At 57.6% G+C, this 24,644-nt stretch carries 20 protein-coding genes and 1 pseudogene; 9 read left to right on the forward strand and 12 right to left on the reverse strand.

Annotation, left to right across the window (positions count from 1 at the left end; translation table 11 throughout):
• The first annotated feature begins 23 nt into the window (after window positions 1–23).
• The 8 genes from BR41_RS13635 to BR41_RS13670 all read left to right on the forward strand — a co-directional run bounded on the left by BR41_RS13635 (window position 24) and on the right by BR41_RS13670 (window position 9,008).
• The gene (locus BR41_RS13635) at window positions 24–467 is read left to right on the forward strand and encodes a cytochrome c oxidase assembly factor Coa1 family protein (RefSeq protein ID WP_051710931.1); all 444 of its coding nucleotides are present in this window, start codon (window positions 24–26) and stop codon (window positions 465–467) included.
• A 44-nt stretch (window positions 468–511) separates the two neighbouring features.
• Complete coding sequence (locus BR41_RS13640) at window positions 512–949, forward strand: hypothetical protein (protein WP_035057576.1); 438 nt, start codon at window positions 512–514, stop codon at window positions 947–949.
• Between the two features lie 219 nt (window positions 950–1,168).
• Window positions 1,169–2,524, forward strand: a complete 1,356-nt coding sequence (locus BR41_RS13645) for an LLM class flavin-dependent oxidoreductase (RefSeq protein ID WP_035057579.1) — start codon at window positions 1,169–1,171, stop codon at window positions 2,522–2,524.
• 257 nt (window positions 2,525–2,781) lie between these two features.
• The gene (locus tag BR41_RS13650) at window positions 2,782–3,825 is read left to right on the forward strand and encodes an aliphatic sulfonate ABC transporter substrate-binding protein (RefSeq protein ID WP_051710933.1); all 1,044 of its coding nucleotides are present in this window, start codon (window positions 2,782–2,784) and stop codon (window positions 3,823–3,825) included.
• A gap of 400 nt (window positions 3,826–4,225) precedes the next feature.
• Window positions 4,226–6,079 (forward strand): ABC transporter ATP-binding protein, encoded by a 1,854-nt coding sequence (locus tag BR41_RS13655; protein ID WP_035057584.1) that lies wholly within the window; start codon window positions 4,226–4,228, stop codon window positions 6,077–6,079.
• Between the two features lie 78 nt (window positions 6,080–6,157).
• Window positions 6,158–6,541, forward strand: coding sequence for a VOC family protein (locus BR41_RS13660; protein WP_035057587.1), 384 nt, complete (start codon window positions 6,158–6,160; stop codon window positions 6,539–6,541).
• 490 nt (window positions 6,542–7,031) lie between these two features.
• Window positions 7,032–8,093, forward strand: a complete 1,062-nt coding sequence (locus tag BR41_RS13665; protein WP_035057590.1) for a hypothetical protein — start codon at window positions 7,032–7,034, stop codon at window positions 8,091–8,093.
• A 48-nt stretch (window positions 8,094–8,141) separates the two neighbouring features.
• Window positions 8,142–9,008 carry a hypothetical protein gene (locus BR41_RS13670; RefSeq protein WP_035057593.1) on the forward strand — a complete coding sequence of 289 codons (867 nt, stop codon included), beginning with the start codon at window positions 8,142–8,144 and terminating at the stop codon, window positions 9,006–9,008.
• Between the two features lie 70 nt (window positions 9,009–9,078).
• Here BR41_RS13670 and BR41_RS13675 read toward each other — a convergent pair whose 3' ends face one another.
• The 11 genes from BR41_RS13675 to BR41_RS13730 form a co-directional block, all read right to left on the reverse strand.
• Window positions 9,079–9,546, reverse strand: a complete 468-nt coding sequence (locus BR41_RS13675) for an NUDIX domain-containing protein (protein WP_051710935.1) — start codon at window positions 9,544–9,546, stop codon at window positions 9,079–9,081.
• Window positions 9,547–9,705: 159 nt separating this feature from the next.
• Entirely contained in the window at window positions 9,706–11,304 is a 1,599-nt protein-coding gene (locus BR41_RS24920; protein ID WP_156970697.1) for a carbohydrate-binding protein, read from the reverse strand.
• 804 nt (window positions 11,305–12,108) lie between these two features.
• Window positions 12,109–14,187, reverse strand: a complete 2,079-nt coding sequence (locus BR41_RS13685; protein ID WP_035057596.1) for a glycosyl hydrolase family 18 protein — start codon at window positions 14,185–14,187, stop codon at window positions 12,109–12,111.
• Between the two features lie 1,011 nt (window positions 14,188–15,198).
• Window positions 15,199–16,020, reverse strand: a complete 822-nt coding sequence (locus BR41_RS13690; RefSeq protein WP_035057598.1) for an ABC transporter ATP-binding protein — start codon at window positions 16,018–16,020, stop codon at window positions 15,199–15,201.
• A gap of 188 nt (window positions 16,021–16,208) precedes the next feature.
• Complete coding sequence (locus BR41_RS13695) at window positions 16,209–17,060, reverse strand: ABC transporter permease (protein WP_084187165.1); 852 nt, start codon at window positions 17,058–17,060, stop codon at window positions 16,209–16,211.
• A gap of 275 nt (window positions 17,061–17,335) precedes the next feature.
• Entirely contained in the window at window positions 17,336–18,187 is an 852-nt protein-coding gene (locus tag BR41_RS13705; RefSeq protein ID WP_035057602.1) for an ABC transporter permease, read from the reverse strand.
• A gap of 13 nt (window positions 18,188–18,200) precedes the next feature.
• On the reverse strand, window positions 18,201–19,292 hold the full coding sequence (locus tag BR41_RS13710) for an ABC transporter substrate-binding protein (protein ID WP_035057604.1): 1,092 nt from the start codon (window positions 19,290–19,292) through the stop codon (window positions 18,201–18,203).
• 101 nt (window positions 19,293–19,393) lie between these two features.
• Window positions 19,394–20,176 carry an ABC transporter permease gene (locus tag BR41_RS13715; protein ID WP_035057607.1) on the reverse strand — a complete coding sequence of 261 codons (783 nt, stop codon included), beginning with the start codon at window positions 20,174–20,176 and terminating at the stop codon, window positions 19,394–19,396.
• A 174-nt stretch (window positions 20,177–20,350) separates the two neighbouring features.
• The gene (locus tag BR41_RS13720; RefSeq protein WP_084187167.1) at window positions 20,351–21,223 is read right to left on the reverse strand and encodes an ABC transporter permease; all 873 of its coding nucleotides are present in this window, start codon (window positions 21,221–21,223) and stop codon (window positions 20,351–20,353) included.
• 3 nt (window positions 21,224–21,226) lie between these two features.
• Window positions 21,227–22,303, reverse strand: coding sequence for an ABC transporter substrate-binding protein (locus BR41_RS13725; protein WP_035057610.1), 1,077 nt, complete (start codon window positions 22,301–22,303; stop codon window positions 21,227–21,229).
• A gap of 136 nt (window positions 22,304–22,439) precedes the next feature.
• A complete protein-coding gene (locus tag BR41_RS13730; protein ID WP_035057613.1) occupies window positions 22,440–23,858 on the reverse strand; it encodes a porin family protein in 1,419 nt (472 codons plus the stop codon).
• Window positions 23,859–24,165: 307 nt separating this feature from the next.
• Between BR41_RS13730 and BR41_RS13735 the strand changes: the two genes are divergently transcribed.
• A complete protein-coding gene (locus tag BR41_RS13735; protein ID WP_035057616.1) occupies window positions 24,166–24,408 on the forward strand; it encodes a hypothetical protein in 243 nt (80 codons plus the stop codon).
• A gap of 2 nt (window positions 24,409–24,410) precedes the next feature.
• On the opposite strand, the pseudogene BR41_RS23655 reads toward BR41_RS13735, so the two are convergent.
• Window positions 24,411–24,551, reverse strand: a pseudogene (locus BR41_RS23655) (integrase core domain-containing protein); the annotation flags it as partial.
• Window positions 24,552–24,644: the final 93 nt, after the last annotated feature.

Consider the following 24,644-nt stretch of genomic DNA (forward strand, 5'->3'; position numbering starts at 1 on the left):
CCAGACATTCATCGGAGCAGCATATGGCGCAGAACTGGTGGGACCGGAATTGGAAATGGTTTTTGCCATTGCTATGCGTTGCCTGCGTAGTCCTGTTTGCAGGGTTCATCGCGGCGATCATGTTCGCGGTGTTCGGCATGATGAAATCCTCCGATGCCTACGTTCAGGCGCTGGCAAAGGCCAGAGCCACTCCGGCCGTGGTGCAGGCATTGGGCGAGCCGATCAAGGAAGGCTATTTCGTGTCGGGGAGCATCAATGAAAGCGGCCCTTCCGGCAGAGCGGAGCTGGAAATCCCCGTCACCGGGCCGCGTGGCGATGGCCGGGTGTTTGTGGTGGCGCAAAAATCCGTGGGCCAATGGTCTATCTTGCAACTGGTCGTCGAGATCGATAGCAACCATCAGCGCATCACGCTCGTTGACGATAAGCCTGCGGAAGCAGGCCAGCCAGGTGCGCCTGCCAGCTATTGAGCAATCCCGCAACGCATTGCCCTACCTCGTCAGGAGCGTATTTCGTGAGCCAACCCGCCCAAGCCCAAAGCAACACCCAACATAATTCGATTGCCCTCAAGATCTTCGATCACGAATTCAAACAGGTTTACGCCGCCACGCTGAGCGAGCTCGCGCCACAAGGCGAGACACTCACGGGTAAATTCAATATCACGCTCGATGGCACCGCCTATGAAATGGACGTCAGCGGCAAGACGATCCAGGTGCCGGCGGGAGGCATGAGTTTGCTCAATGGCGCGGCTGGGCGATTCAGCGTATCGATCAACCTGATCCTCGGGCCGTATATCCCGGCCTATACCGGCGGCATCCTGTTCGGCAATACCGCGATGGCGACGCAGTTTTTCCTGATCGGGATTCCGGATGGGATGCAGCCGAGCCAGTTCGGCTCGGAAGCATCGCTCGATACGTTCGTGCAGCAACTCAAACAACTCGGCCCTGCCTAGCGCCCCCTTTCGTTCGTTTCTCCCGGTCAGCAGCTCAGGCCGGCCTTGTTGCAAAGACAACAAGGCCGGCCTTTTCATTGCTGGCTTTTCAACAGCACCGCCCTTTCCCCCACCGTTTCCAGCCACTTCCCGGCGTGGCATGCGTCTTGCTGTGTAGTGCCCCGAAGCCATTCCAACACCACGGCACCAGCGCCGTGGTTCGACCCCGTCGGAGCACACATGACCAGCACAGCCAAAAAACAACTCAAACTCGGCGCCTTCATCCCCGGCGCCGGTCACCATGTCGCCGCGTGGAGACACCCGGATGCGCAAGCGGACGGCAGCATCAATCTGCAGCACTACATCAAGGTGGCGCAGACGGCCGAGCGTGGGTTGTTCGATACCTTGTTCCTGGCGGATGGCTTGGCGGCCGGCTTTGGCACCGGGCAGAGCGGCAAGCATGCCTGGGGTGGCAGTTTCGAACCGCTCACACTGTTTTCCGCGCTATCGGTCGTCACCAAGCATGTCGGCTTTGTCGCCACCGCATCGACCACATATGAAGACCCGTACATCCTGGCGCGCAAGTTCGCCTCGCTCGATCACCTCTCCAACGGCCGCGCCGGCTGGAACGTCGTCACCACCGGCAACCCGAACACGGCCGCCAACTTCGGCCTCGAATCGCACCCGGATCACTCGCTGCGTTACGAGCGCGGTCGCGAATTCGTCGACGCGGTAAAGGGCCTGTGGGATAGCTGGGAAGACGATGCCTTTACCCGCGACAAGGTCACCGGCCAGTTCTTCGATCCAGACAAAGAGCACGAGCTGAATCACCGTGGCCGTTTCTTCTCGATCAAGGGCCCGCTCAACGTGCCGCGCCCGCCGCAGGGCTACCCGGTGATCGTGCAGGCCGGCTCATCCGAAGCGGGCAAGGAGTTGGCTGCGGAAACCGCCGAAGTCATCTTCACCGCCCAGCAGACGCTGGAAGAAGCACAAGCGTTTTACCGCGATGTGAAAGGCCGGCTTGCCAAATACGGCCGTCGTGACGACGAACTCAAAATCATGCCGGGCGTGTTCCCGGTGGTCGGCCGCACCGAGGCCGAAGCGCAGGCCAAGTATCAGTCACTGCAAGACCTGATCCTGCCGGAAGTCGGTCTGGCCTTGCTGTCGGGCCTGTCTGGCGGGGTCGATCTATCGCAATACCCGCTCGACGGCCCGGTGCCCGATCTGCCCGAAACCAACGGCATGAAGAGCCGGCAAGCACTAATGCTGGATATCGCCAGAAAGCGCAACTTCACCATCCGCGAGTTGTATCTGTGGGTGGCCGGCGCACGCGGCCACTGGACCCTCGTCGGCACGGCCGAGCAGATCGCCGATCAGTTGCAAAGCTGGTTCGAAAACGGCGCGGCGGATGGCTTCAACGTGATGCCGCCGTGGCTGCCGGGCGGGCTGGATGATTTTGTCGATCTGGTGATTCCGGAACTGCAAAAGCGTGGCTTGTTCCGTACGGAATATGAAGGCAGCACGCTGCGCGAGAACCTGGGGCTGGCCCGGCCGGAGAACCGGTTTGTGCTGGCTGCTCGGCAGCAGGCGGCTTGATGATGAATTTGTTTTTGGTGAAGCGTGTGGTTGCGGCGTTGCTCAAGCGTATCAAAGTACTGGTTCCCCCCTTCCGCGAAGGGGGGTTAGGGGGGATTTCTACGACGGCTCCAGTCTCAATGCAGACGCCGTTGAACAAGAAAATCATAGGGCTGCAGCGGTTATTTCATCGGGTAACGGCAAAGAGTATCGGTGTCGAAATCCCCCCTAGCCCCCCTTCAAGGAAGGGGGGAACCACAGCGGTGATTCAAGCGTTGATGCTCTTTGTTGCACTTGCTGCAGCCCCGCAAACCCAAGCCACCCCCACGCCCCCCATCATCCGCATCGGCGTCTCCACCGCTGGCGTCGGCAACCCGCCGCGCACGCCCGGTGGCTGGTCGGCCGTTGCCCAGGAGCATCGCTACGTCGAAGACGAATTTGCCAAGGAAGGCGTCAAGGTCGAGTGGATTTTCTTCAAGGCTCAAGGGCCGGCGGTGAATGAGGCGCTGTCGAACAACCAGCTCGACTTCACCACGCTGGGCGACTTGCCGTCGATCATCGGCCGCTCGGTCGGGCTGGATACGCGCATCGTGCTGGTCGCGGGTCGGCGTGGTAATGCCTATATCGCCGTTCGGCCCGATTCCGGCATCAAGACCGTGGCTGATCTGCGCGGCAAGCGGCTGGCTTTGAACAAAGGCACCGCCTCGCAACTGGCAGCCAACCGGATTTTCGCCACTTTCGGTCTCGCCGAAAAAGACGTGCGCATCATCAATATGGACCCGGCCACCGCCAAGGCTGCGCTGCTCTCCGGCGATGTGGATGCCTTCATCAACAGCTTCGACCTGCTGCGTTTGCAGGAGGAAGGCAAGGTGCGGGTGATCTACAACACCAAGGATTTCCCAATCGCCACTTATCAGGCCCACCTGCTGGTGAACCAGAAATTCGCGCAGGCCTATCCGGAGGCAACGACACGGGTGGTCAAGGCGATGGTCAGGGCGGCGCATTGGTCGTCCGAGCCGCAGAACCGCGATGCGGTGTTCAAGATGTGGGGCGACGCGGGCGGCATTCGTGAGGTGGATTACCGCAAGGAATACGAAGGCATTCCGTTTGCCGAACGGCTCTCACCACAGATCGACCCCTTCATCATCGCCATCGACAAGCAATCGGTCGCCGATGCCTACAAGTTCAAACTGATCCGCAAGCCGTTCGACGTAGATGCCTGGATCGACCGCCGCTATCTCGACGCCGCGCTCAAGGAGCTGAAGCTGGAGAACTACTGGCCCCGGTTTGATGCACAGGGCAAGTTGTTAGCGAAGTCCTAATGCCCAACGACCAAGAATCATTCCTCCTGTAGGAGCAAGCTTGTGCCCCGCAAGCGTGCGATGGCTTGCCATCGCTCAGCGTGGAAATACTCTTGGGGTGCTCGCGATAGCGGTGTTGAATAAGTCACCGTCGTCATCGCGAGCAAGCTCGCTCCTACAAAAACCTCGCGGCCCTGACCTGTAGCCCGGACGGTTTTGCCGGCCGGGGCCGCATAACTGGTGAGGCTCCGGCCGGGTTGCGCCATTGAATGGAACCACCCCGGCCGGATCTGATCACAAGCGCCCCCGGCCGACAAAGCCCTCCGGCTACATGTCTTTCTCAACGCCTCCGATCCAAGACACCTCACGAAACAGGTATCGTTGCAGATATCCCCCGCCGACTTCCCGAGCACCGCATCGCATGTCCAATCTCCCCCTTCGCCGGCTGTTCAGCCGCTTCGAGCAGTTGATCGATCCTTTCAGGCCCGCACCGGATGCCAAGCCGCCGGGCAATGTGCTGCGGTTTTACGCACACTATCTGCGGCAAGTCTGGCCGACCTTCGCGGTGCTGTTGGTCGTCGGGCTGGCGGTGGCCTTGGTGGAGGTATCGCTGTTCGGCTTTCTGGGGCGGATCGTCGATCTGACGCAGAACACGTCGCGGGAGGCATTCTTTGCCCGTCACGGCACCGAGCTGATCGGCATGGCCTTGGTGGCACTGGTTTTGCGCCCACTCCTCACGGCTGCGCATGATTTACTGGTGCAGCAGTGCATCACCCCGAGCCTGACCACGCTGATCCGCTGGCAGAACCATCGCTACGTACTCAAGCAGAGCCTCGGTTTCTTCACCAACGACTTCGCCGGCCGCATCGCCAACCGCATCATGCAGACCGGCAATTCGCTGCGCGATTCGGCGATCCAGACGGTGGATGCGCTGTGGTTCATCATCATTTACGCCGGCAGCGCGCTGCTGCTGTTCGCCAAGGCGGACTGGCGGCTGGCGGTGCCGCTCACGCTCTGGATCGTCTGCTATATCTCGGCCTTGTGTTACTTCGTGCCGCGGGTGAAGCAGCGCTCGGTGGCGGCGTCCGAAGCGCGCTCCAAACTCATGGGGCGGGTGGTCGATGGCTACACCAATATCAGCACGCTCAAGCTGTTTGCCCACACGCAGCATGAAGAAGGCTACGCCCGCGATGCGATGCAGGAGCTGACCGAGAAATCCCGCCTGGCCGGTCGCATCGTGACCACGATGAACATCACCGTCACCTCGCTCAATGGCGTGTTGATCGTGGCCACCAGCGCGCTGTCGCTGTGGTTGTGGCACGGCTCGCTGATCACGCTTGGCGCGATTACATTGGCAACCGGCTTAGTGATCCGCATCAACAATATGTCCGGCTGGATCATGTGGGTGGTCAACGGCATTTTCGAGAACGTCGGCACGGTGGAAGACGGCATGGAGACCATCGCCCAGCCCCGCGACGTACTCGACCGCCCGGATGCGCCGCCGCTGCAAGTTAGCCAAGGCAGCGTGCGCTTCCAGAACATCCACTTTCATTACGGCAAGCCGGGTGGCGTGATTGCCGGGCTCGATCTGGCGGTGAAACCGGGCGAAAAGATCGGTCTGGTCGGCCCGTCCGGCGCGGGCAAATCCACCTTGGTCAACGTGCTGCTGCGCCTCTATGACCTGGAAAGCGGCCGCATCCTGATTGATGGGCAGGACATCGCCGACGTCCAGCAAGACAGCCTGCGCAGCCAGATCGGCGTGGTCACGCAAGACACCTCGCTCTTGCACCGCTCGATCCGCGACAACCTGCTCTATGGCCGGCCCGACGCCACGGAAGCCGAACTGCTGGCCGCCGTGCGTCGCGCCCGCGCCGACCAGTTCGTGCCGCAACTGGTCGATGGTCAAGGTCGCCAGGGCTTTGATGCCTTCGTGGGTGAACGGGGCGTGAAGCTCTCAGGTGGTCAACGCCAGCGCATCGCCATTGCCCGTGTGCTGCTGAAAGACGCGCCGATCCTGATTCTGGACGAAGCCACTTCCGCGCTCGATTCAGAAGTCGAAGCCGCCATTCAGGACAATCTGGAAACGCTGATGCAAGGCAAAACCGTCATCGCCATTGCCCACCGCCTCTCCACCATCGCCCGCATGGATCGGCTGGTGGTGATGGACCAGGGCCATATCGTGGAAACCGGTACGCATGCCGAACTGATCGGGCGCCATGGCTTGTATGCGCGGCTGTGGCAGCACCAGACCGGCGGGTTTGTCGGGGTGGATTGAGCGCCGACGCCTCCGCAGCCCGGACGGCTCGATCATGAACGCGCATCCACATCGCCCTCCAGCCACCAAGGAAACCGCATGCAAGTCCAACCCTTGATCGCCGTGACCAACGTGGAAACCAGTAGCCGCTGGTATCAAAAACTGCTCGGGGCAATCAGCGGCCACGGCGGGGCGGAATACGAGCAACTGCTGGATGAGCACGGCAAGCTGGTGCTGCAACTGCACCACTGGGATGCGCACGATCACCCGCACCTGGGCAAACCCAGCATCCGCCCCTACGGCAATGGCGTGCTGCTGTGGTTTCACTTCGACAACTTCACCGCCGCCCTCAAGCGCGCCCAGGCGCTGGATGCCGAAGTGCTGCAAGGGCCGCTGTTCAATCCGAATGCCGGCCACCATGAACTCTGGCTGCGCGATCCGGATGGGTATGTGGTAGTGCTGGCGGGTCAGGATCAGTTGTAATTCCGGCGGGCCGAATTCTCGTGCCCGCACACACCTTCTTTATCCCTCCTCATCAGTCAGAGACTGCCCTCTCTACGAGCTGACAGGGCTAACGCCTGAAATTGCCCGTGCCAAATAAGGCGATACGCGCACGCTTCTCCCCTCTAGCACCCCAACGCAATGAGTCACTTCAATTTCGGCATATACACGCCCCTACCGCAATCTATTTAATCTATTTCTGACAGTTCCCCACCTCCCATCCAGAAATAAAAACACACATAGTCAGCCCAATGAAATTGGATGCACTTTAGAAGCGCTAAAACACCCACTAGTCGGCACCCATTTGATTACACACCCCTAAAACCTAGATTTAGATTGCAGGAAATATGAATAAACAACATATGAAGTAATCATTACTCACCACAATCAGAAATTTCTTAGATCATGGATAAAAATTCATTCCATTTTTCCATTAAATTTGACCTTACCCAATACATACAAAGGAAGAAAAATGCCAAACATCGCTGAAAGTCTCGGCCCATTAGCAGCCCTACGCGGGGTATGGATGGGGGAAGGATTTAGCCAAATATTATTGCCCATTTCCAAAGCTGATGGAAACCTGGTCCAAACCAGAAATGAGTTACTCCAGGCAAGAGGAGCTGGCAACCAGATCCCGCCACCGTTTAGGCTTAAGCTCAACGCCACAGAAGAAATCCTCGAATTCGAACTTCCCGACAAAACAACTCAAAGCGCTACTACCTATTTAGGGAACAACGGCAACAGCGTCAACATCCAGCTCTTTGGCCTGAAATACGTACAGAACATTGAAGACCCCATACTAAAAAAATCCTTGCATCATGAACCAGGGCTATGGCTATACGCCCCTTCCGAAAGCGACGACATAGCCTACCGGCAAGGATTGATTCCACATGGGAATACCTTGTTAGTACGCGGTAAGATCAGTCACTTTTCTGGAGAAGAACTATCAATTCCAGACGCAAATTCTTTTGCTACGCCAGCACTCGGCAGTATAGAAGAAGTAATGGCTGTATTAAGCGATGCGGCTGTCAATGCATGGTTACCGGGTGGCGTGGCGTTCCCCACTAACGATCCGGCTTTGCTGGAGAAAGAAAAAGAGCACGTCTATTTACCACTTGACAAGGAAAATACGTTTCCCACATCGGATTCATTCCCGAAAAAAATAAAGGATGACTGGGAGAATCAAGAGAGAAACACATTACTATCCATCATCAAAAACCCCAACCTCCTCCTAAAATACCACCAAGAAAAATTAAAAGAGGAAGGAAAAACAATCACCAAATTCACCAGAGTAGATTTCAACTCGGCCAAGATATCCAATATTCCATTCTTAAGAAAAAATGCCGCAGCTGCTGACATGACGCCACCATTCTTCAGCGCCACATTCTGGCTGGAAACTGTACACGACACGACCTCAAATACGGATCATCTCTATCTGCAATACGCTCAATCCAGCCCGCTTACTTTCAGTGGTTTTACGTGGCCACATCTTACGGTCGCCACGCTGAGGCATAGCGGGCCTGGAACTCGGTAATTTTCGTGCGGCTCAACCAATGGATCAATCTATACAGGAATCAACATCATGGCCAATGAAGCAAGCTCAACACTGGGCGCACTCACTGATCTTGCCGGCGAATGGCATGGAGCCGGGCTATGCGTTTCTTATCTTCCCACTCATGCGAAGGTAAGCATAACGAGTGACATATTTCTCATCAAGGAAATTGCCGAAACCATTCCAAACAGGGGAAACGCCTTCGGCAGTAGCGACACGGACATTGAATTCAAAGGATTGGATTACACCCATACAATCCATGACAATGCGGGCACACATGATTTATTGCACTATGAAACAGGGCAATTATTAAACATCATCTCCCCCACCCCTATTCCCGACACAAACATTAATGACAAAGTCAAACCTTACCTGGTTCAACTTGCACTAAATCCAAATGGCTATGCATTGAATACATGGATTCCGGTTCCTGTGGAGAGCATCAACAAAATTGATATCCCGCCCGTAAGGAAAAAGCTTATCGATTTGCCATTGACACCTGGTGATTTCAAGGCCATTTTCGGAACGTTGCCAGCAGGCATTACAGAAGAAGACCTCAACAACCCGAACCAATGGCTTGCCAAAAAAACAGAAGAAATTCATACCAATTCAGAGGATTACCATTCAACCTCAATTCAGTTTGCAAGTGACAGCTCGCACGAACAAAACCCAGACCATGACTTCAAGACAACGGGCAACACTGGTCAGATATCGACTTTGAAAGCCGAAAAAGAAAATCCCGCTTCAATCAAGAATATTGATACATCATTCTGGATAGAAAAATACAAGGAAGGCACAAGCAATACCACGCAATTGCAATACTCCCAGCAAGTCGTCTACACCATTGATGGCAAAGACTACACACAGATTTCCGTAGCCACACTGAAGAAGATGTAAACACTTTCTGAATCCGGGTATTGGAAGCAACTATTTCCCAGCCAATACCCGGCATATAAAACCAAGTCCGTTAATTAAACCCCACCCCTGCATACCCAACCTCAAACACCTCCCGCGACAAATCCCGTGTCACCTGCTCCGGCAATACATCCAGCGCCATCCAGTGCAGCGATTCCGTTTCGTCATCCTGCCCACCCAATTCCCCACCGATCACGTCGCAGGCAAACAGCACCACCAGGTATTCGACGACGTCGCCACTTGGGTGAACGCGGCGGAAGTTCGGGCCGCCGAAGACGCCGAGCACGCGGGTTGGCCGCACGTGCAGGCCGGTTTCTTCCCATACTTCGCGAACCATCGCCTGGGCGGGGGTTTCGTTGGGGTCGATGCCGCCGCCGGGCAAGCTCCAGTCGCCCATCGTGCGGCGCTGGATCAACACTTCACCCGCCGCGTTGTGGATCACAGCGGCAACGCCGGGCAATAGCAGTAAATCGTTGCCAACGTGAATGCGGAGGTTTTTAACGTAATCGGAGATCGCCATTTCGGGCCTTGTCTGTGGTTGGCAAACGGGTTGACGAATGACACACGGCGATTGTGCCGGTTACCCGTCAATCCAGTGTTGCGTCAAAACCGTTGGCGTAAAAGCGAGGCATAAAAAAACCGGCCCCGAAGGGCCGGTTTCTAGTGAAGCGCACTGAGATCAGAGGCCAAGACCCGTCACGAAGCGGTTCGTGAAGGTGGCACCGGTCTGGTCACGGTCATACGACCAGAAGTGCACGCCTGCTACCCCGTTGGCCTTCACCCAGGCCGATACGGTATCCGCATCGGTCAGCGAGAAGTTTTCGCCGGAGGTGTCGTTGGCCAGGATCATCGGCGTGATCTCGATCTGGCTGTACGGCAGGCTGTAGTAGTTATGCAGATTCATGGCGGCCTGGATGGCGGACTGGCCCATCTGGCACTGGCTACCGCTCACCACGCAGACGCCGTTGCCGGCCGGGTTGCCGTAGTCCATGGCCATCAGGTTGACGGTGTAGTTCTTCAGCCCGTACGACTTGATGGCGTTCATGACCATGATGCCCATGCTGCCCAGCGGGTTCGGCGAGCTGGCGCCTTGGTCAACCGCAACCGCAGAACCGCTCGGGCTTTGTGCCAGTGTGGCCAGGGTGAAGCTGTAGCGCAGGTTCGGCCACGTCTTCTGGGCCGTGATCACGCGCTGTACCAGATCGTTGATCTGCGCCTGGGTCTGGCCTGCCTCGATATCAAAGTCCACGCCGACCAGGTTGGCCGAGTAGTAGTTATTGATGAAGGTGGTGAAGCCGGCATCGGTCGCGCAAGTGAACGCACCCGCAGCGCCACCGGTAGAGACGATGTATTTCTTGCCGGCGCTGGTGAACATCGGCACGTTGGTGGTCGCAAAAGTCGATGGCGTCATGCCGCCGAGGTTTTCACCAACTGGCGACGCCGCAGTGGAGCCGCACTCACCCGTGACGAAGGCCCAGGTCAGCGTCGTGGCCTTGGCGGGCATATCGGCGGTGATCGTTTGCGCCTTGCCGGTTGCAACGGTGCTTTGCATACCGTCGTTGTTCCAGTTGGTGCTGACGGTCACGTCTTTGTACGGGCTGTAGATGAAGCTCAGCGGTACGCCGCTTGGGGTCGGAGTCGGAACTGGCGTTGCGGTCGGGACAGGTGTCGCGGTCGGTGCCGGCGTCGGTGTTGCCACCGGGGCCGGTGTTGCGGTCGGAACCGGGGTCGGCGTTGGCGTAGCGGCAGTACCGCCACAGGTGCCGTTCGATGTCCAGGGCTGGCCGCTGCCGGCAGCACCGTTATTGGTCGACGGGTTGGTTTGCGTCCAGAAGTTGGCGGTGTAGTTCACGCCGTTGTAGCTGACCGTATTGCCTTGCGTATAAGTCCCGGTGGAACTCCAGGCTGCATAACAGCCCGAGGAAGACGGCGACGGGGTTGGAGTAGCAGTCGGCTTCGGCGTAGCGACGGGGGTCGGTGTTGGCGTTGCTACCGGCGTCGGGGCTGGCGTGGGGGCCGGGGTTGGCGTGGCGGTCGGCGTGCTGCCGGTATCCGCACCCAGTTTCGTCCACAGGCTGGCGGTGGTCGGGTTCCAGCCGGAGCTGCTGTAGTCGGTCTGGCTGACCAGGGCTTTGTAATCGTAGCCTTGGTAGGAAACGATCGTGCCGGCAGCGTAATACGTATCGGCCGCCCATGCCGGATAGGTGGCGGCATAAGCATGCACCGCCAGCAGCACGGCTGGAATTGCGGCGAGCGCAAAACGGGTTGAACGCAACATAAAGCTGATCTCCATCTTGTCTGAAATGAGTGGCGCTATCACACGCTCAACGATTGGTATCTGCCGGCCCCTGAAAAATCGTCAATTTCAGGAAAGTATTTATTGTTTTTCCGGCAGCCAATTCATTCGTGAACGTGCAGACATTCACGATGGGGATCATTACTGCGCCCAGCACAATGTTACGTCAATATGAATTCATCTACCGTTCGTCTGCCATTTGAAAAACACCCAAACGAGCGAGAGAAAAACTACGAACACGAACGAATTGACCAATCCTGCAGCGCAGCAAAACATTGTCAATCCCAATAAAAACGCGCGATTCAGCGCGAAAATCAATTCGCCGCATTGCAATATCATCTAATGCTGTTGTATTAAATTCAGCGAAATTTGATGTAATTTCCAGCAGAAAACTACATAAGTAGTTTCACCAATCACCTTGTTTCACCCCAACAACAAAGACTGCAAGCGATTGATCTGCCTAGAAAAACTTACAAAAATCCCGCATTCAGGCCATCGTTGTACGTAAAAGGTTTCTCTGATCCACGGCCAGACGAAGTTCATATTTATCGAGAAAACTGACGAATATTTCGCACTGACTGGTATCAAATCATGGCAATTGACTGCAACGCGGTATCCCGCCCGCCGGATTGCCAAAACCGACCTGCGTGCCAGCTCCCTATCCAAGGTCGGCCATAGCATTGGCACTCCCCAATCACACCCCAATAAAAAAGCCCTCCTGTTTCCAGGAGGGCTCATCTTTTATTGCTTGATGGTTTTTTTGTTTGGGTTTCTGTTGAACCAGGATTACTGGTTAACTGTGCCCATTGCCTTGGTCAGCGTACCGCTGGTGTCATCGCCATCGAGCGACCAGCTGAAGATCCCGTTCAGGCCCTTGTTCTTCAGGTAGCTCACCTTGGCCTGGATCACAGCCGGGGTGTCGAAGCTCCACCAGTTGCTGCCGTCGTAGGTCCAGCTTTGTTGCGTCACGCTACTGAAGAAGGCCGGGGCATTCTTACCTGCCAGGACGTAATACTCTTCAATGCCGTTCTGCGTGGTGGTGTTGCCCGTGGTCGGTCCAGGTGCCGGCATGTACAGGCCGTGGTTGCTACCTGCTGCCACACCAGTCCAGCCACGACCGTAGAACGGTACGCCCAGGTTGATCTTGGATGCCGGGAAGCCAGCAGCAGTCAGACCAGTGATTGCGTCGTCGATGTTGTAGCTTGCCATCACACCACCTGCCGACACGTTCGGGCTAGCCGGGTCCTTGTACAGGTTGGACTGGAAGTCCGTGACCTTGCCCGCGCCTACCGTGGTGCCGGTTTCCCAGCCGCCGTGGAAGTCGTAGCTCATCAGGTCGATCCAATCCATGTACTGGGCATACTGAGCCGGTTCGGTCTGGACAAACTTGTCGCTACCCGAGCCCACTGCTGCGGACAGGATGTAGTGGCTCACACCATTCGCCTTGGCTGCCGCATCCAGTTGGGTGCGGAACTCTTGCATCAGCAAGGTGAAGTTGTGTTTGTCGTTGGTGGTATCGATGGTGTTGTAACCCACACCTTGCACGCCCGGGTATTCCCAGTCGATGGTGATACCGTCGAACAGACCCTTCAGTACGCCGGTGCCGCCAGTGGAAGAACTGGAGTCAACCGGGTAGTTGCCGTTCAGGTACATATCCACGCACGAAGACACCAGGGTCTTGCGCAGCGCATCGGTCGAGGCCGCAGCGGAGAACCACTTGGACCATGTCCAGCCGCCCAGCGCCATGATGACCTTCAGTTTCGGGTACTTCTTCTTCAGCTTGATCAGCTGGCCGAAGTTGCCCTTGACCGGTGCATTCCAGGTATCGGCCACGCCATCCACCGAGGAGGCCGCGTCGAAGCCCTTCTGGATATCGGCGAATGCATCGCCGCCCAGGCCATCGGATGCCTGCCACACGCCGCCGGAACCAGTATCGGTCGCGCCGGTTTCAGTCGCAGTCACCTGGCCCTGGCACTTGTAGGTGCCGTCGGCTTGCTTGTAGATGTTGTTGAAGGCGTAGTTGATGTAGGTGAGGCTGCCGGCCTGAGCTTGTGTGTCGATGTTCTTGACCAGGTAGCCGCGGCTATAGATACCCCACTGCGCGAAGTAGGAACCCACTTGCTTGCCGGAAGTCGGCGACGGTGTCGGGGTAGCAGTCGGAACCGGGGTCGCGGTCGGGATCGGCGTAGCGGTCGGAACCGGTGTAGCGGTCGGAACCGGTGTTGCTGTCGGCTTCGGCGTAGCGGTCGGCGCTGGCGTGGCAGTCGGAACCGGGGTCGCGGTCGGAGCCGGAGTCGCAGTCGGGGTGCCGCCAGCACAGTTACCCAGAACAGTCCAATCCTTGCCAGAGCCAGCCGGGCCGCTGTTGGTGGACGGGTTGGAGCTGGTCCACCAGTTGGCGACGTAATTGACGCCATTCAGGGTGACCTTGTCGCCTTGGTTGTAGTTAGCTTTGGTCGAATCCCAAGCGGCATAGCAGGACGACGGAGCCGGTGTTGCGGTCGGCGTGGCCGTCGGAACAGGAGTGGCAGTCGGTGCAGTGGTCGGGGCCGGGGTAGCGGTCGGTTTTGGTGTGGCAACCGGAGTCGGCACCGGCGTGGCAGTCGGAGCCGGGGTCGGAGTCGGCGTAGCACCGCCAGCGCTCACGCCCAGATCGGTCCACAAGCTGGTGTTGGTCGGGTTCCAGCCGGTGCTGGTGTAGTCGGTCTGGTTGACCAGCGCCTTATAGTCGTGGCCCTGATAGGACACGATGGTGCCGGCGGTGTAGTACACATCAGCTTGCCATGCCGGATAAGCGGCATATGCGTGGACTGCGATCAACGCAGCCGGAATTGCAGCAAGTACAAAACGATTCGAACGCAGCATAAAGCGGATCTCCATCCTTATCTTCGACTTAATTGGCGTTATTCACGCGCATCAAATTGGTATCTACCGGCTCCACACAAACGTCAGAATGTGGAAAGTTTTTACTGTTTTTTCCGGCTACCGGACCAATCACAATCACGTTTGTGTTTGCGATGAGGGTCATTACTGCGCGTACTCAATTATTGCGTCAAGACAAATGAAGCTACCGTTCGTCTGCAAAAAATGTAGCCATTGCAACCAAAACGAAAAACTACAAACCAGAACTAAAGTTCCAATGTTGCAACGCAGTAATAATAACGAAAAACAAGCAAAATCCTGATAAACATTGATCAACATTCAATATTGCAACGCAACATTATCTAATGCTGTTGTATGTCAGCGAGCAGCACCGATGTAATTTTCGTAAAAAAACTACATAAATATTTTCATTATTTTGTAACTCCGACATCACTCACCACGCAGGCTGCGGCTTTTTAACAAAACATCCCTTACAAAAAACCCACACAAAAACCCATGCCGAACGCAAGACAGCTTTGCATACGGCCCGGTATCCACTGGCACAGCAACAGCTTGCAAGCTGACAGATCGATTGATTCAACTGGTATCAATACTGCGCGGCTAGATATCCCCATGGCATCTTGGCAAGCCCTGCCTGGCCGCGTGTTGCAGCCATCCAAAGAAAAACGGCGACCAAAGCCGCCGTGTTGCGTTGCGCGAAGCAGCTCATGCTGTCGCAGGCGTTTTCACGCTTTGTGCCAACAACCACTGCTGCAAGGCCGGATCGCCCAGTGTTTTGAGATGCGGTTGCTTGGTCAATCACTTTCACCCTGCTCACTGCAACAATTCCCCCCTTCCGTGAAGGGGAGTTAGGGGGGATTTCGGCACGGCTTTAAATCGTTGCATCTGAAATCCCGACGACGCAGAAATCCCCCCTCGCCCCCCCTTCAAAAAAGGGGGGAATGAGCGTTCTGAAATACATAGCGACCTTCTTCTAGCAAACCGTGGTCGCCCCTACCAGGCAAACTGCCAATTCGCCCCCAGCGTTTCCTGCGGCTGCACCAGCGCAATATCGCCACGCGGCGTATCGGAGAACTCGGACAGCACGTCGTCCTTGATCTGCGAGAACGCAAAACTGCCGCGATCACGCGGGCGAGCCAGCGGCACATCGACGATGCGCTTGATGCGCCCCGGCCGCGGCTGCATCACCACCACGCGGTCGCTGAGGTAAACGGCCTCTTCCACGTCGTGGGTGACGAGAATCGCGGTAATGCCTTCCGCCTCCCAGATGCGTTGCAGCTCTTGCTGCAGGTGGGTGCGGGTGAGCGCATCGAGTGCGCCGAACGGCTCATCCAGCAGCAAGACTTCCGGCCGGTTGACCAGCGCCCGGGCAATCGCCACCCGCTGGCTCATGCCACCGGAGAGCTGATATGGGTAGGCAGTCTCGAAGCCCTTCAGCCCGACCAGCTCGATATGCTCCTGCACCGACTTGTTCTTTTGCGCCGTGGACAAGCCCGCGTTCAACAGGCCAATGCCCACGTTCTGTTCCACCGTCAGCCACGGGAACAGGCGGTGCTCCTGGAACACGATGCCGCGATCCAGGCTGGTGCCGACGATCTTCTTGCCATCGAGCAGGATCTCGCCCTTGTAGTCATGCTCCAGGCCGATCACCAGCCGCAGCAGCGTCGATTTGCCGCAACCGGAACTACCGACGATGCTGACGAATTCACCCGGCTTGATCGATAGCGAAATGTTCTCCAACACCGGCAGAGCCTCGCCCTTTACCTGGTATTGCTTGCTGAGATTGTTGATCTCCAGCGTGCCCGCGTGTGCCATGGGGTTCTCCAATCAAAAAATGTGTAATTAAGGACAAAGGCAAAATCTGTAGACACAGAGAACACTGAGAAACACCTGTAGGAGCGAGCTTGCTCGCGATTGCTTCGTTCTCAGCCCGGCGCTGGTCTGAGCCATCGCGAGCAAGCTCGCTCCTACAATAATTTCTGTGCCTTGCCTTTAACCAAATCTCAAAACTGCGCCACAGACCGGCCACGCCAGCGCAGCAAACGCGCCTCGACCCGGCTGGCGATCCAGTTGAGCAGGAAGCCGACGATGCCGACCACGATCACGCCGAGGATCACGTAGTCCATCCAGAAATGTTCGCGCCCATCGGTGAGCAAGTTGCCGATGCCCAGGCCGGACGTGAGCAGGTATTCCGCGCCCAAAGTGGCGAGCCACGCGTAGATCAGCGCCAGATACACACCGGTGAAAATCGACGGCAACGCCGCCGGCAGCACCACGCGCGTCAGCAGTTGCGTGCGCGAATAAGCAAACACGCGCGCCACCTCGATGTACTCGCGCGGCACGCTGCGGATGCCTTCGAAGCTGTTGAGCACCACCGGAAAGAACGCCGCCAGCGCCAGAAACGCCACCTTGGCCGCATCCCCCAGGCCGAACCACAGCGAGATCAGCGGAATCCACGCGAACAGCGAGATTTGCTTGAGCGTGTGGAACGTCGGCCCGATCAGGTCTTCCAGCAGCCGCGACAACCCGAGCGCCCCGCCAACCAGCAATCCAATCAGTGAGCCAATCACAAAGCCCACCAGATCCCGCGCCAGACTGGCCGCCAGCGATTGCCACAGTTCGCCGGTACTGGAGAGCCTCACGGCGGTTTCCCACACCTTGCTGATCGGCACGAACAGTTGCGATTGCGTCCAGCCAAAGCGGTAGGTGGCCCACCAGAGGATTAGCAGTAGCGCGGGAATTACCCAGCCACGCAGGGGTTTGGGGATGGTGGCTGGGTGGAGGTAGCGCAGGGGGGATTTCCGATTGGACTCGTTCACCGATGCGAGATTTGTATTGATGGTGGAAGCGGTCATTGCGAGTCCCTTGCGGCCAAGGCAGTCCGCGGCAGGTCATCAGTACCTTCCCCAAATGCCAACCGACCTTGCTCCCCCCTTCCCCGAAGGGGGGCTGGGGGGGATTTCTGCGCCCCCTCAAAGTGCAGCGACGTAAGTAATGGCGTCGAAATCCCACTCAATCCCCCTTTGCCGTGCGAATTTATCAATTCGTTCAGGCATGAAAGGGGGAGGTAAACACCAACCGCGCCAGCTTGAAGCGCCAGATGCATTTGATCATTCATTCCTTCACCCCCTCAAAACGCCTCACGCCGCCAGCGCAGCAATCTGGCCTCGATTAACGCCAGCACCTTGTCCAGCACATATCCCACTGCGCCGACCACCACCACCGCCGCCATCACCACATCCATCTGATACAGCTGGCGGCCATACACGATCAAAAAGCCCAATCCCTCGGACGAGGCCAGCAGCTCAACCGCCACCAGCGCCAGCCACGAATGCGTGAGGCCATAGCGCACGCCGTTCCAGATCATCGGGAACGCGGACGGGAACACCACCTTGGCCAGCAACTGCCACTTGCTGAAGCCATACACCTTGGCGACATCGATATAGCGCGTCGGCACGGTCTCGATGCCTTTGAAGGTATTGAGCGCCACGGGCACCAGCGCGGCCTTGGCGACGAGGATGATCTTCAGCGCCTCGTCGATGCCAACCAGCATCATCAACAGCGGCAGCCAACCCAACGACGGCACCTGCGCGAAGGCCTTGAAGAGCGGGTAGACGTAATCCTTGAAGGTGGGCGACAAGCCCATGCCGACGCCCAGCGCCAGCCCGATGCCCGCGCCAATGCCGAAACCGGCGATCACGCGATAGAAACTGATCACACCATTGCTGCGCAGATCGCCGTTCCGCAACAGATCGCCAAAGGTGGTCAGCACGGTTTCCGGGGTGGGCAGCACTTGCGGCGCAACCCACTGGTAATGTGAGGCCAGCGACCACAGCACGAAGATCGCCATCGGAAACGGCCACGCCAGCAGGAGGCGCCGCAGCGCCGGCCACCAGTTGGCCAAACGGATCACCCGGTGCAAGCCCAGGCTCGCCGGCTGGCGTGCCGACAGCGGTAAATCGACAGTGGCTTGAGCAGACATGATCAATGCCGCCTTATTTGCCCGAAGCCACGGTCGTCACCGGCTTACCCGCGGCATCGACCGGCGACCAGAACCCGTCTAGCTGCAGTTGCTTGAGCGCCTCAGTGAGGTAGCGGCGATCCACCCAGCTATCGACCTCGACCTTGTTGCGCGCCAGCTTCAGCTGGTACGACGCGGCGGCGACATCCTTGTAACGGCTGACAAAAAACGCATCCAGCAGCGGGCTTTGCACCGCTTTCAATGGCTCGGCGGACAGGTCTTCACGCAACAGCGATTCGGCAAAGCCCATCTTGCTCCACAGCAGGAAGGTCTCCGGCTGGTTGGCCTCTTGCGATACCCAATGCGCGCCGCGTGCCAGCGCCTTGACGACACGCGTAGTGGCCGCGGGGTATTGGCTGGCGAATTCATCCGTCACCAGCAACGCATTCTGGCGCGTGAAAGTCGGATCGCTACCCCGGTTGGTGTAAACGATCTTCGCCAGCCCCTTGTCGCGCAAGCTCAAGAGATCGATGAAGCTGAACGCGGCATCCACGCTCTTGGTGGCGATGGCGGCATCCAGGCTGCCGGTATCCAGATTCACCACCCGCAGATCGCGTTCGCTCAAGCCGTTGGCGGCGAGGATGCGATCGACCACCAGTTGCATATTGGTGCCCAGAAAGATGGCAACGCGCTTGCCCTTCAAATCCTTGATGCTCTTGATGCTCGAATCCGGTGGTGTAGCCAGATAGATATTCGTGCGCACCGTCGCAGCGGCGATGAGCCGGGTCTTGAGGCCGGACGAGCGCCCGATCACCGAGGGCAGATCGCCTTGCAGCGCAAAGTCGAGCTGATGGTTGGTCAGCGCTTCATTCACCGCCGGGCCCGCGCCCTTGAAGTACGTCCACTCCAGCTTCACGCCGTCTTTCTTGAACTCCTCCTCGAACCAGCCCTTGGTATAGGCAATGCCAAAACTGCCCAGCGTGAACAACGGCGGGTTGCCAACCGTGGGCGCAGCCACGCCGATGCGGATCACTTTGGGCTGGGCTTCGGCCTGTGTCGGCATGGCAGTCAGCGCCAGACCTGCGAGGACGAGCGTGCCGATTTGCTTGAAGAGGGTGTTTTTCATGCCCGTGTTCTCATTTGCCATTTAAACAAAAAGATATATCAATGATTTTTTATATTCCAAATACCAATTTTTCGCTTCTATAGAACCAGGACAGCGCAGGCCTAGCTCGCACGCCCACGCCAGCGCAGCACGCGTGCCTCCGCCCGCAAGGCGATCCGGTTCAGCGCATAGCCGATCAGCCCGACCAGCAACATGCCGAACACCACCAGGCCGACGTTGAACGCCGTCTTGCCCTGAATCACCGCATCCCCCAGACCGGGGCCGGATTTAGCCAGCAGGTATTCCGAACCGATGGTCGCCAGCCACGCATAGATCAGCGCCAGATGCAGGCCGGCGATGATCTGCGGCGAGGCGGCCGGCAGCACCAGCTTGAACAGCAACTGGCGGGCGTTGAAGGCATACACCCGCGCCACTTCCACCTGCGCCCGCGCCACGCCCTGCACGCCTTCGATGGTGCCGAGCGCCACCGGATAAAACGCCGACAGCGCCACGAAGAAAATCTTGGCGCCATCGCCCTGCCCCAGCCACGTGGAAATCAGCGGCAGCCAGGCAAACAAGGAGATGTGCTTGAGCGTGTGGAAGGTCGGCCCGGCCAGCCGGTTGGCCCAGCGCGACAAACCGACCAGCGATCCAAAGGCGACCCCGACCAGACTGCCGAGCACGAAGCCGGCCAGGTCGCGCCCCAGGCTGGCCCCCAGCCCGCTGAAGAATGTGCCGCTGGTGAAATACTTGTACGCCGCAGCAATCACGTCTGATGGCGGCACGATCAGCTTGGTGTTGACCCAGCCGGCAGCGGTGACGGCAGTCCAGATGACCAGAAAACCGACCGGCAATACGAAGCCGCGCCAATCGCGATGGGTGATGTGTTTTTGGATGAAGCTCATATGGGACTCCCTCATTGCGTTCCACACTGCGTTCCCCCCTTTTTGAAGGGGGGCTAGGGGGATTTCTGCGTCACGGGGAATTCCAGATGCGGCTGGGCGATTTGAAACGTGGCCGAAATCCCCCTCGATCCCCCTTCAAGGAAGGGGGAGGAAAACCTGCAACGCAACTCGCGCTCAAAACGCCACCTTCCGCCATCGCTGCAACCGCGCCTCAACCAACCGCAGCGACACATCCAACAGCACCCCGATCGCGCCAACGGCGATCATCCCCACCACCACCAGATCGAGCTGCAATAGCTGCCGGCCCCAGACCATCAGGTAGCCAATGCCCTCGCTGGCGGCGAGCAGCTCGACGAACACCAGCGACAGCCACGCCTGCATCACGCCTTGGCGCAAGCCGTTGAACAGGCTGGGCAAGGCGGCCGGCACCACCACGCGGGCGATCACCTGCGGCAGGTCGAAGCGATAAACGCGCGCCACATCCAGCAACGCATTCGGAATGTTGGCGATGCCCTTGTAGGTGTTGATGACGATCGGCACGACGATGGCGATCGAGATGGCGGAAATCTTCAGTGCCTCGCCAATACCGAAAAAGATGATCAACAGCGGAATCCAGCCCACCACCGGAAACTGCGCTACCACTTCGAACGTCGGGAACAGATACGCCTTCAGTTGCCGCGACAAACCCATCGCAAACCCCAGCGCCAGCCCGACCGAACCACCGATCAAAAAGCTCCAACCGATGCGCGACAGGCTTACCGCGATATGGCTGCGCAAATCGCCGCTCCCCCACAGCTCGACCAGCGACTGCCAGACCAAGGCCGGTGGCGGCAGCAGTTGCTCGGCAATCCAGTGCTGGCTGGCGGCGTGCTGCCACAGTGCAAGCAGCAGCAAGGGCAGGATCAGCCCGGTGGCGGCCAGACCGAACCGTTTGACGAAATCGCCAGCCAACGCCGTGATGCGCAGGGTGCTCAAGCGCAGGCCTGGCGCTGGTAACGACGTTGGCAACGGCGGCGGGGCTTTTTCAATGCTTGAAGCGGCAGTCATTCTTTATTTCTTCTTGATATTGCCGTTGGCATCGTATTCATCCCAATAGTTTTCGAGATGTTGTTCTTTCAATGCGGTTTGCAAGTATTTCGGCTCGATCCAGCCATCCAGACTCACGTCACGGCGAATCAGCTTGAAGCGCCTGGATTCATCAACGGCTTTTTGCAAGGTGAAGCGATAGTAATCATCCAATAGCGGGGTATTGCGCTCTTTCATCGTGTAGCCATTCCAGGTTTTCTGGAAATCGATGTAGGAGATGTTTCCGGATTGCGCCCACAATTTGAAATTGGTATCGCGATTCTTCTCGTCACTGGTCCATGCTGCAGCTCGTACAAAGGCATTCACCACCTTTTGCACGGATGATGGATATTTCTTCTCGAACTCTTCAGAGACCCAGACCGAACCGACGCTGGTCACTTTTGGATCACGCGGAATCTCGAACAGGATTTTCGCTACGCCACGCGATTGCAAATCGAATGGGCTGATAATGGCGCCATCGATATCCTTGGTGGCAAGTGATGCCTTCGTGGTATCGGTATCCAGATTGACGACTTTGAAGTCTTTCTCGGTAAAGCCGTATTTTTCGAATACACGCCCCAGCTGCAATTGGCCGGCCGTGCCCTTGAAGGTGGCAATGCGTTTTCCCTTGAGATCAGCGAGGGTTTTGGCCGTGGAATCGGCCGGCACCACAAAATACAGATTGCCGAAACGGGAAGCGCCAAAAATGATCTTGTGCTTGAGGCCCGTGGAGCGACCGACAATCAAGGGCAAATCGCCGTGGAATGCGAAATCGACCAAACCATTGGCAAAGGATTCATTCACCGACGGGCCGGCACCGGGGAAGAAGGTCCACTGCACCTTGATGCCATCGTTCTTGAATTCCTGCTCCAGCGCGCCTTGCAGGTGCGCCGTGGCAATGAAGCTGCTATCGGCTTGCGGCCGGCCACCCGTGCCGGCACCCGGATAGGCAAAGCGAATGAGGGTGGGCTTGTCTTCGGCTTGCGCGGCCAGCGGAGCGAATGCTGTTACGGCGAGTGCTAACACACCCAACATCACGGACTTGAGATTCAGTGTTTCCATTGGAAATCTACCTATTGATTGCAAATTCTCGTAATCGATTCTGTAGGAGCGAGCTTGCTCGCGATGACTGCGGTGAATTAAGGTGCAATCGCGAGCAAGCTCGCTCCTACAATGTTTTCATGCCTTTCATGACCCATCAGAACCCGAACTGGAATTGCGCCAGCAATTCATTGGCTGATTTGATGGTCGGGTTTTCATAGGCGTAATGATTCAAATTGAGCTGGAACTTGGTCGTCTCAGCAAAGAACACATTGAAGCCGAGCGTGGAAATCGTGATCTTGTCATTCGCCGCATCCTTGTTCGGGTCCCATTGATCCCAACGGGTAAACAATTGATACGACTTGGGCCACCAATCATCGAACTTGGCCTGCGATTTGGAACTGGCCAGCCATTGTTCGCCCCAGGTATAGAACAAGGTGGCGGTATGGCTGCGGCTGGTAATGGTGTCGATTTTCTTGGTGACGGCGTTATAGGTATCGTCGCGACCTTGTACATATTCATACGTCGCGCCGAATGGCGAATGGTTGTAATACAGATCGATGCCGTAGCGATCACCCTTGCCGCCGCTATCGACAATCGTGGTGCCATTCAGCACATTCTTGGCGCCTTTGTAATAGGTGCCGCCAATCTTCAATTCGCGGAACAGGCTGTAATAATCGACCGGCAAGGTGAAGGCCACGCGGGCGATCCAGTCTTTTGCATTGTTGTCGTCCGATTTATTCGGCCCGCTGCCGTTCACCACGCCAAAAGCGTATTGGAACAGTGGTGCGCGGTAATTGAAGCCGTAATCCACATACGGCTCCAGATCACCTTGCACAATCGCCCCGATCTGGCGGTTGACCAATCCGGTGGTGGTCAGGAATTGCGCGCTCTTGATCGTCGGGCGCAGGTCTTCACCGGTTTGCACTTCCAGCCCGAATGGCAGCAATTGCTGGCCAAAGGTGATGGTCAGCTTCGGGTCTTCCAGACCAGTCTTGGTCGGCAAGGGGCTGTAACGCAGGTAGGCATCCTGCAGGTTGAAGTTGCTGTTGTTGGCGGCCGGGCTTTGCGGCGCGTAGCCCAGCTGTATGCGGTAATCGAGGTTGCGGCCTTCGGCGTAGTCGCGATACAGGCTGCCGGAGAAAAAGATCGAGGCCAACGGGATATCGAAGCTGCTGCTGCGGCCGTTGGCCGGCGTCGAGGAGCCGGTGGTGACGGACGGGCTTTGCGCTGTGGCACGCGTCTGGATCGTGCCGCCGATGGTCGTGCCACGCGTAGCCAGCGCCGTCTTGGTTTCGCGGTTGCGTTGCTGGTCGTACTTGTAGTTTTCCAGGTCGGTGCGCAGCCCCTCGACATCCGACTTGGTGGCGATCTCGGCCGGCGGGATGGCGATGGTTTCGGTCGAGGCCGAGCTGAGCGTGGGCGAGCGTTCCTGCAGTTGTTGCTTCAAGGCATCGACGGCTTTTTGCAGCGCCTGGATCTGCTGCTGCAGTTCTTCATTGCTGGGCTGTGCCGCGTGTGCGGCGCCGGCGAGGGCCAAAAGGCCCGCACCCAGCCATTGCTTGCTGGATTGCATGGTGATGAGCTCCCTGGTTTTTTATCGGTGCGGCTCTGGTCGATCCAACCTCATGACGAGGCGAGGATCGGCCGGTCGCATGCCGTTCAAACCATATAAGCAGGAGTCATGCCAAAATGAATCAATAGGCAAAAATGGAATAAAAAGATGTTTCGAGAGGCGTGCGTGCTGAATGCCCAACATGCAGGACAACAGGCTGCTGGGTTTTCAACATCAGCTGACGACGTGGATGTAAGCGTTTGATGGCAACGGAAGAACACGACCGACGGCCACACCATTCATCTATGCCCGCGCAACGGATGGCCGCTTGAATGCCGGAACCGGCAATCAGTATCAGCAAGCGGTCGCCGCCTATACTCCGGATCGGGTTGACCCGGCTGTCTCGACCAAGCCAAGCATTCTGCTCACGAGCGAGAAGACCCGCATCTATACCAATGCCTCGGTGGCGCAAGGCACCCTGCAAAGCAACAAGAAACTTGGGGCGCTGCTATTCACGGTCGACCCAGCTAAATCGACGGCCCGACGTCCCCCCACCTTGAGTAGCATTTAGGTTTAGAGTCCTACTCCCGATATGGCTGGTTGCACTGCGGCCAACTGCCGCGCATAAGCGAGCGGGGTTAGCCCGCCCAATGCCTTCTTCGGCCTTTCCTCGTTGTACTCCCGCCGCCACGCGTCGATCATCACTCGGGCATGCGGTCACCACTTTTTTTGCAGTGCTTCGCGGGTGATTTCATTCTCGAGCATGGATTCGGCCAGCATGCGTTTGAGCCGGGCATTCTCGGCTTC

Origin of the sequence: Andreprevotia chitinilytica DSM 18519, assembly GCF_000711875.1 — a bacterium.
GTDB classification, from domain to species: domain Bacteria; phylum Pseudomonadota; class Gammaproteobacteria; order Burkholderiales; family Chitinibacteraceae; genus Andreprevotia; species Andreprevotia chitinilytica.

Excerpts from the sequence above, each read along its gene's own strand:
- BR41_RS13635 (WP_051710931.1), top strand. The coding sequence starts at position 24 with ATGGCGCAGAACTGGTGGGACCGGAATTGGAAATGGTTTTTGCCATTG.
- BR41_RS13645 (WP_035057579.1), top strand. The coding sequence starts at position 1,169 with ATGACCAGCACAGCCAAAAAACAACTCAAACTCGGCGCCTTCATCCCC.
- BR41_RS13650 (WP_051710933.1), top strand. The coding sequence starts at position 2,782 with ATGCTCTTTGTTGCACTTGCTGCAGCCCCGCAAACCCAAGCCACCCCC.
- BR41_RS13655 (WP_035057584.1), top strand. The coding sequence starts at position 4,226 with ATGTCCAATCTCCCCCTTCGCCGGCTGTTCAGCCGCTTCGAGCAGTTG.
- BR41_RS13660 (WP_035057587.1), top strand. The coding sequence starts at position 6,158 with ATGCAAGTCCAACCCTTGATCGCCGTGACCAACGTGGAAACCAGTAGC.
- BR41_RS13665 (WP_035057590.1), top strand. The coding sequence starts at position 7,032 with ATGCCAAACATCGCTGAAAGTCTCGGCCCATTAGCAGCCCTACGCGGG.
- BR41_RS13670 (WP_035057593.1), top strand. The coding sequence starts at position 8,142 with ATGGCCAATGAAGCAAGCTCAACACTGGGCGCACTCACTGATCTTGCC.
- BR41_RS13675 (WP_051710935.1), bottom strand. The coding sequence starts at position 9,546 with ATGGCGATCTCCGATTACGTTAAAAACCTCCGCATTCACGTTGGCAAC.
- BR41_RS24920 (WP_156970697.1), bottom strand. The coding sequence starts at position 11,304 with ATGTTGCGTTCAACCCGTTTTGCGCTCGCCGCAATTCCAGCCGTGCTG.
- BR41_RS13685 (WP_035057596.1), bottom strand. The coding sequence starts at position 14,187 with ATGCTGCGTTCGAATCGTTTTGTACTTGCTGCAATTCCGGCTGCGTTG.
- BR41_RS13690 (WP_035057598.1), bottom strand. The coding sequence starts at position 16,020 with ATGGCACACGCGGGCACGCTGGAGATCAACAATCTCAGCAAGCAATAC.
- BR41_RS13695 (WP_084187165.1), bottom strand. The coding sequence starts at position 17,060 with ATGACCGCTTCCACCATCAATACAAATCTCGCATCGGTGAACGAGTCC.
- BR41_RS13705 (WP_035057602.1), bottom strand. The coding sequence starts at position 18,187 with ATGTCTGCTCAAGCCACTGTCGATTTACCGCTGTCGGCACGCCAGCCG.
- BR41_RS13710 (WP_035057604.1), bottom strand. The coding sequence starts at position 19,292 with ATGAAAAACACCCTCTTCAAGCAAATCGGCACGCTCGTCCTCGCAGGT.
- BR41_RS13715 (WP_035057607.1), bottom strand. The coding sequence starts at position 20,176 with ATGAGCTTCATCCAAAAACACATCACCCATCGCGATTGGCGCGGCTTC.
- BR41_RS13720 (WP_084187167.1), bottom strand. The coding sequence starts at position 21,223 with ATGACTGCCGCTTCAAGCATTGAAAAAGCCCCGCCGCCGTTGCCAACG.
- BR41_RS13725 (WP_035057610.1), bottom strand. The coding sequence starts at position 22,303 with ATGGAAACACTGAATCTCAAGTCCGTGATGTTGGGTGTGTTAGCACTC.
- BR41_RS13730 (WP_035057613.1), bottom strand. The coding sequence starts at position 23,858 with ATGCAATCCAGCAAGCAATGGCTGGGTGCGGGCCTTTTGGCCCTCGCC.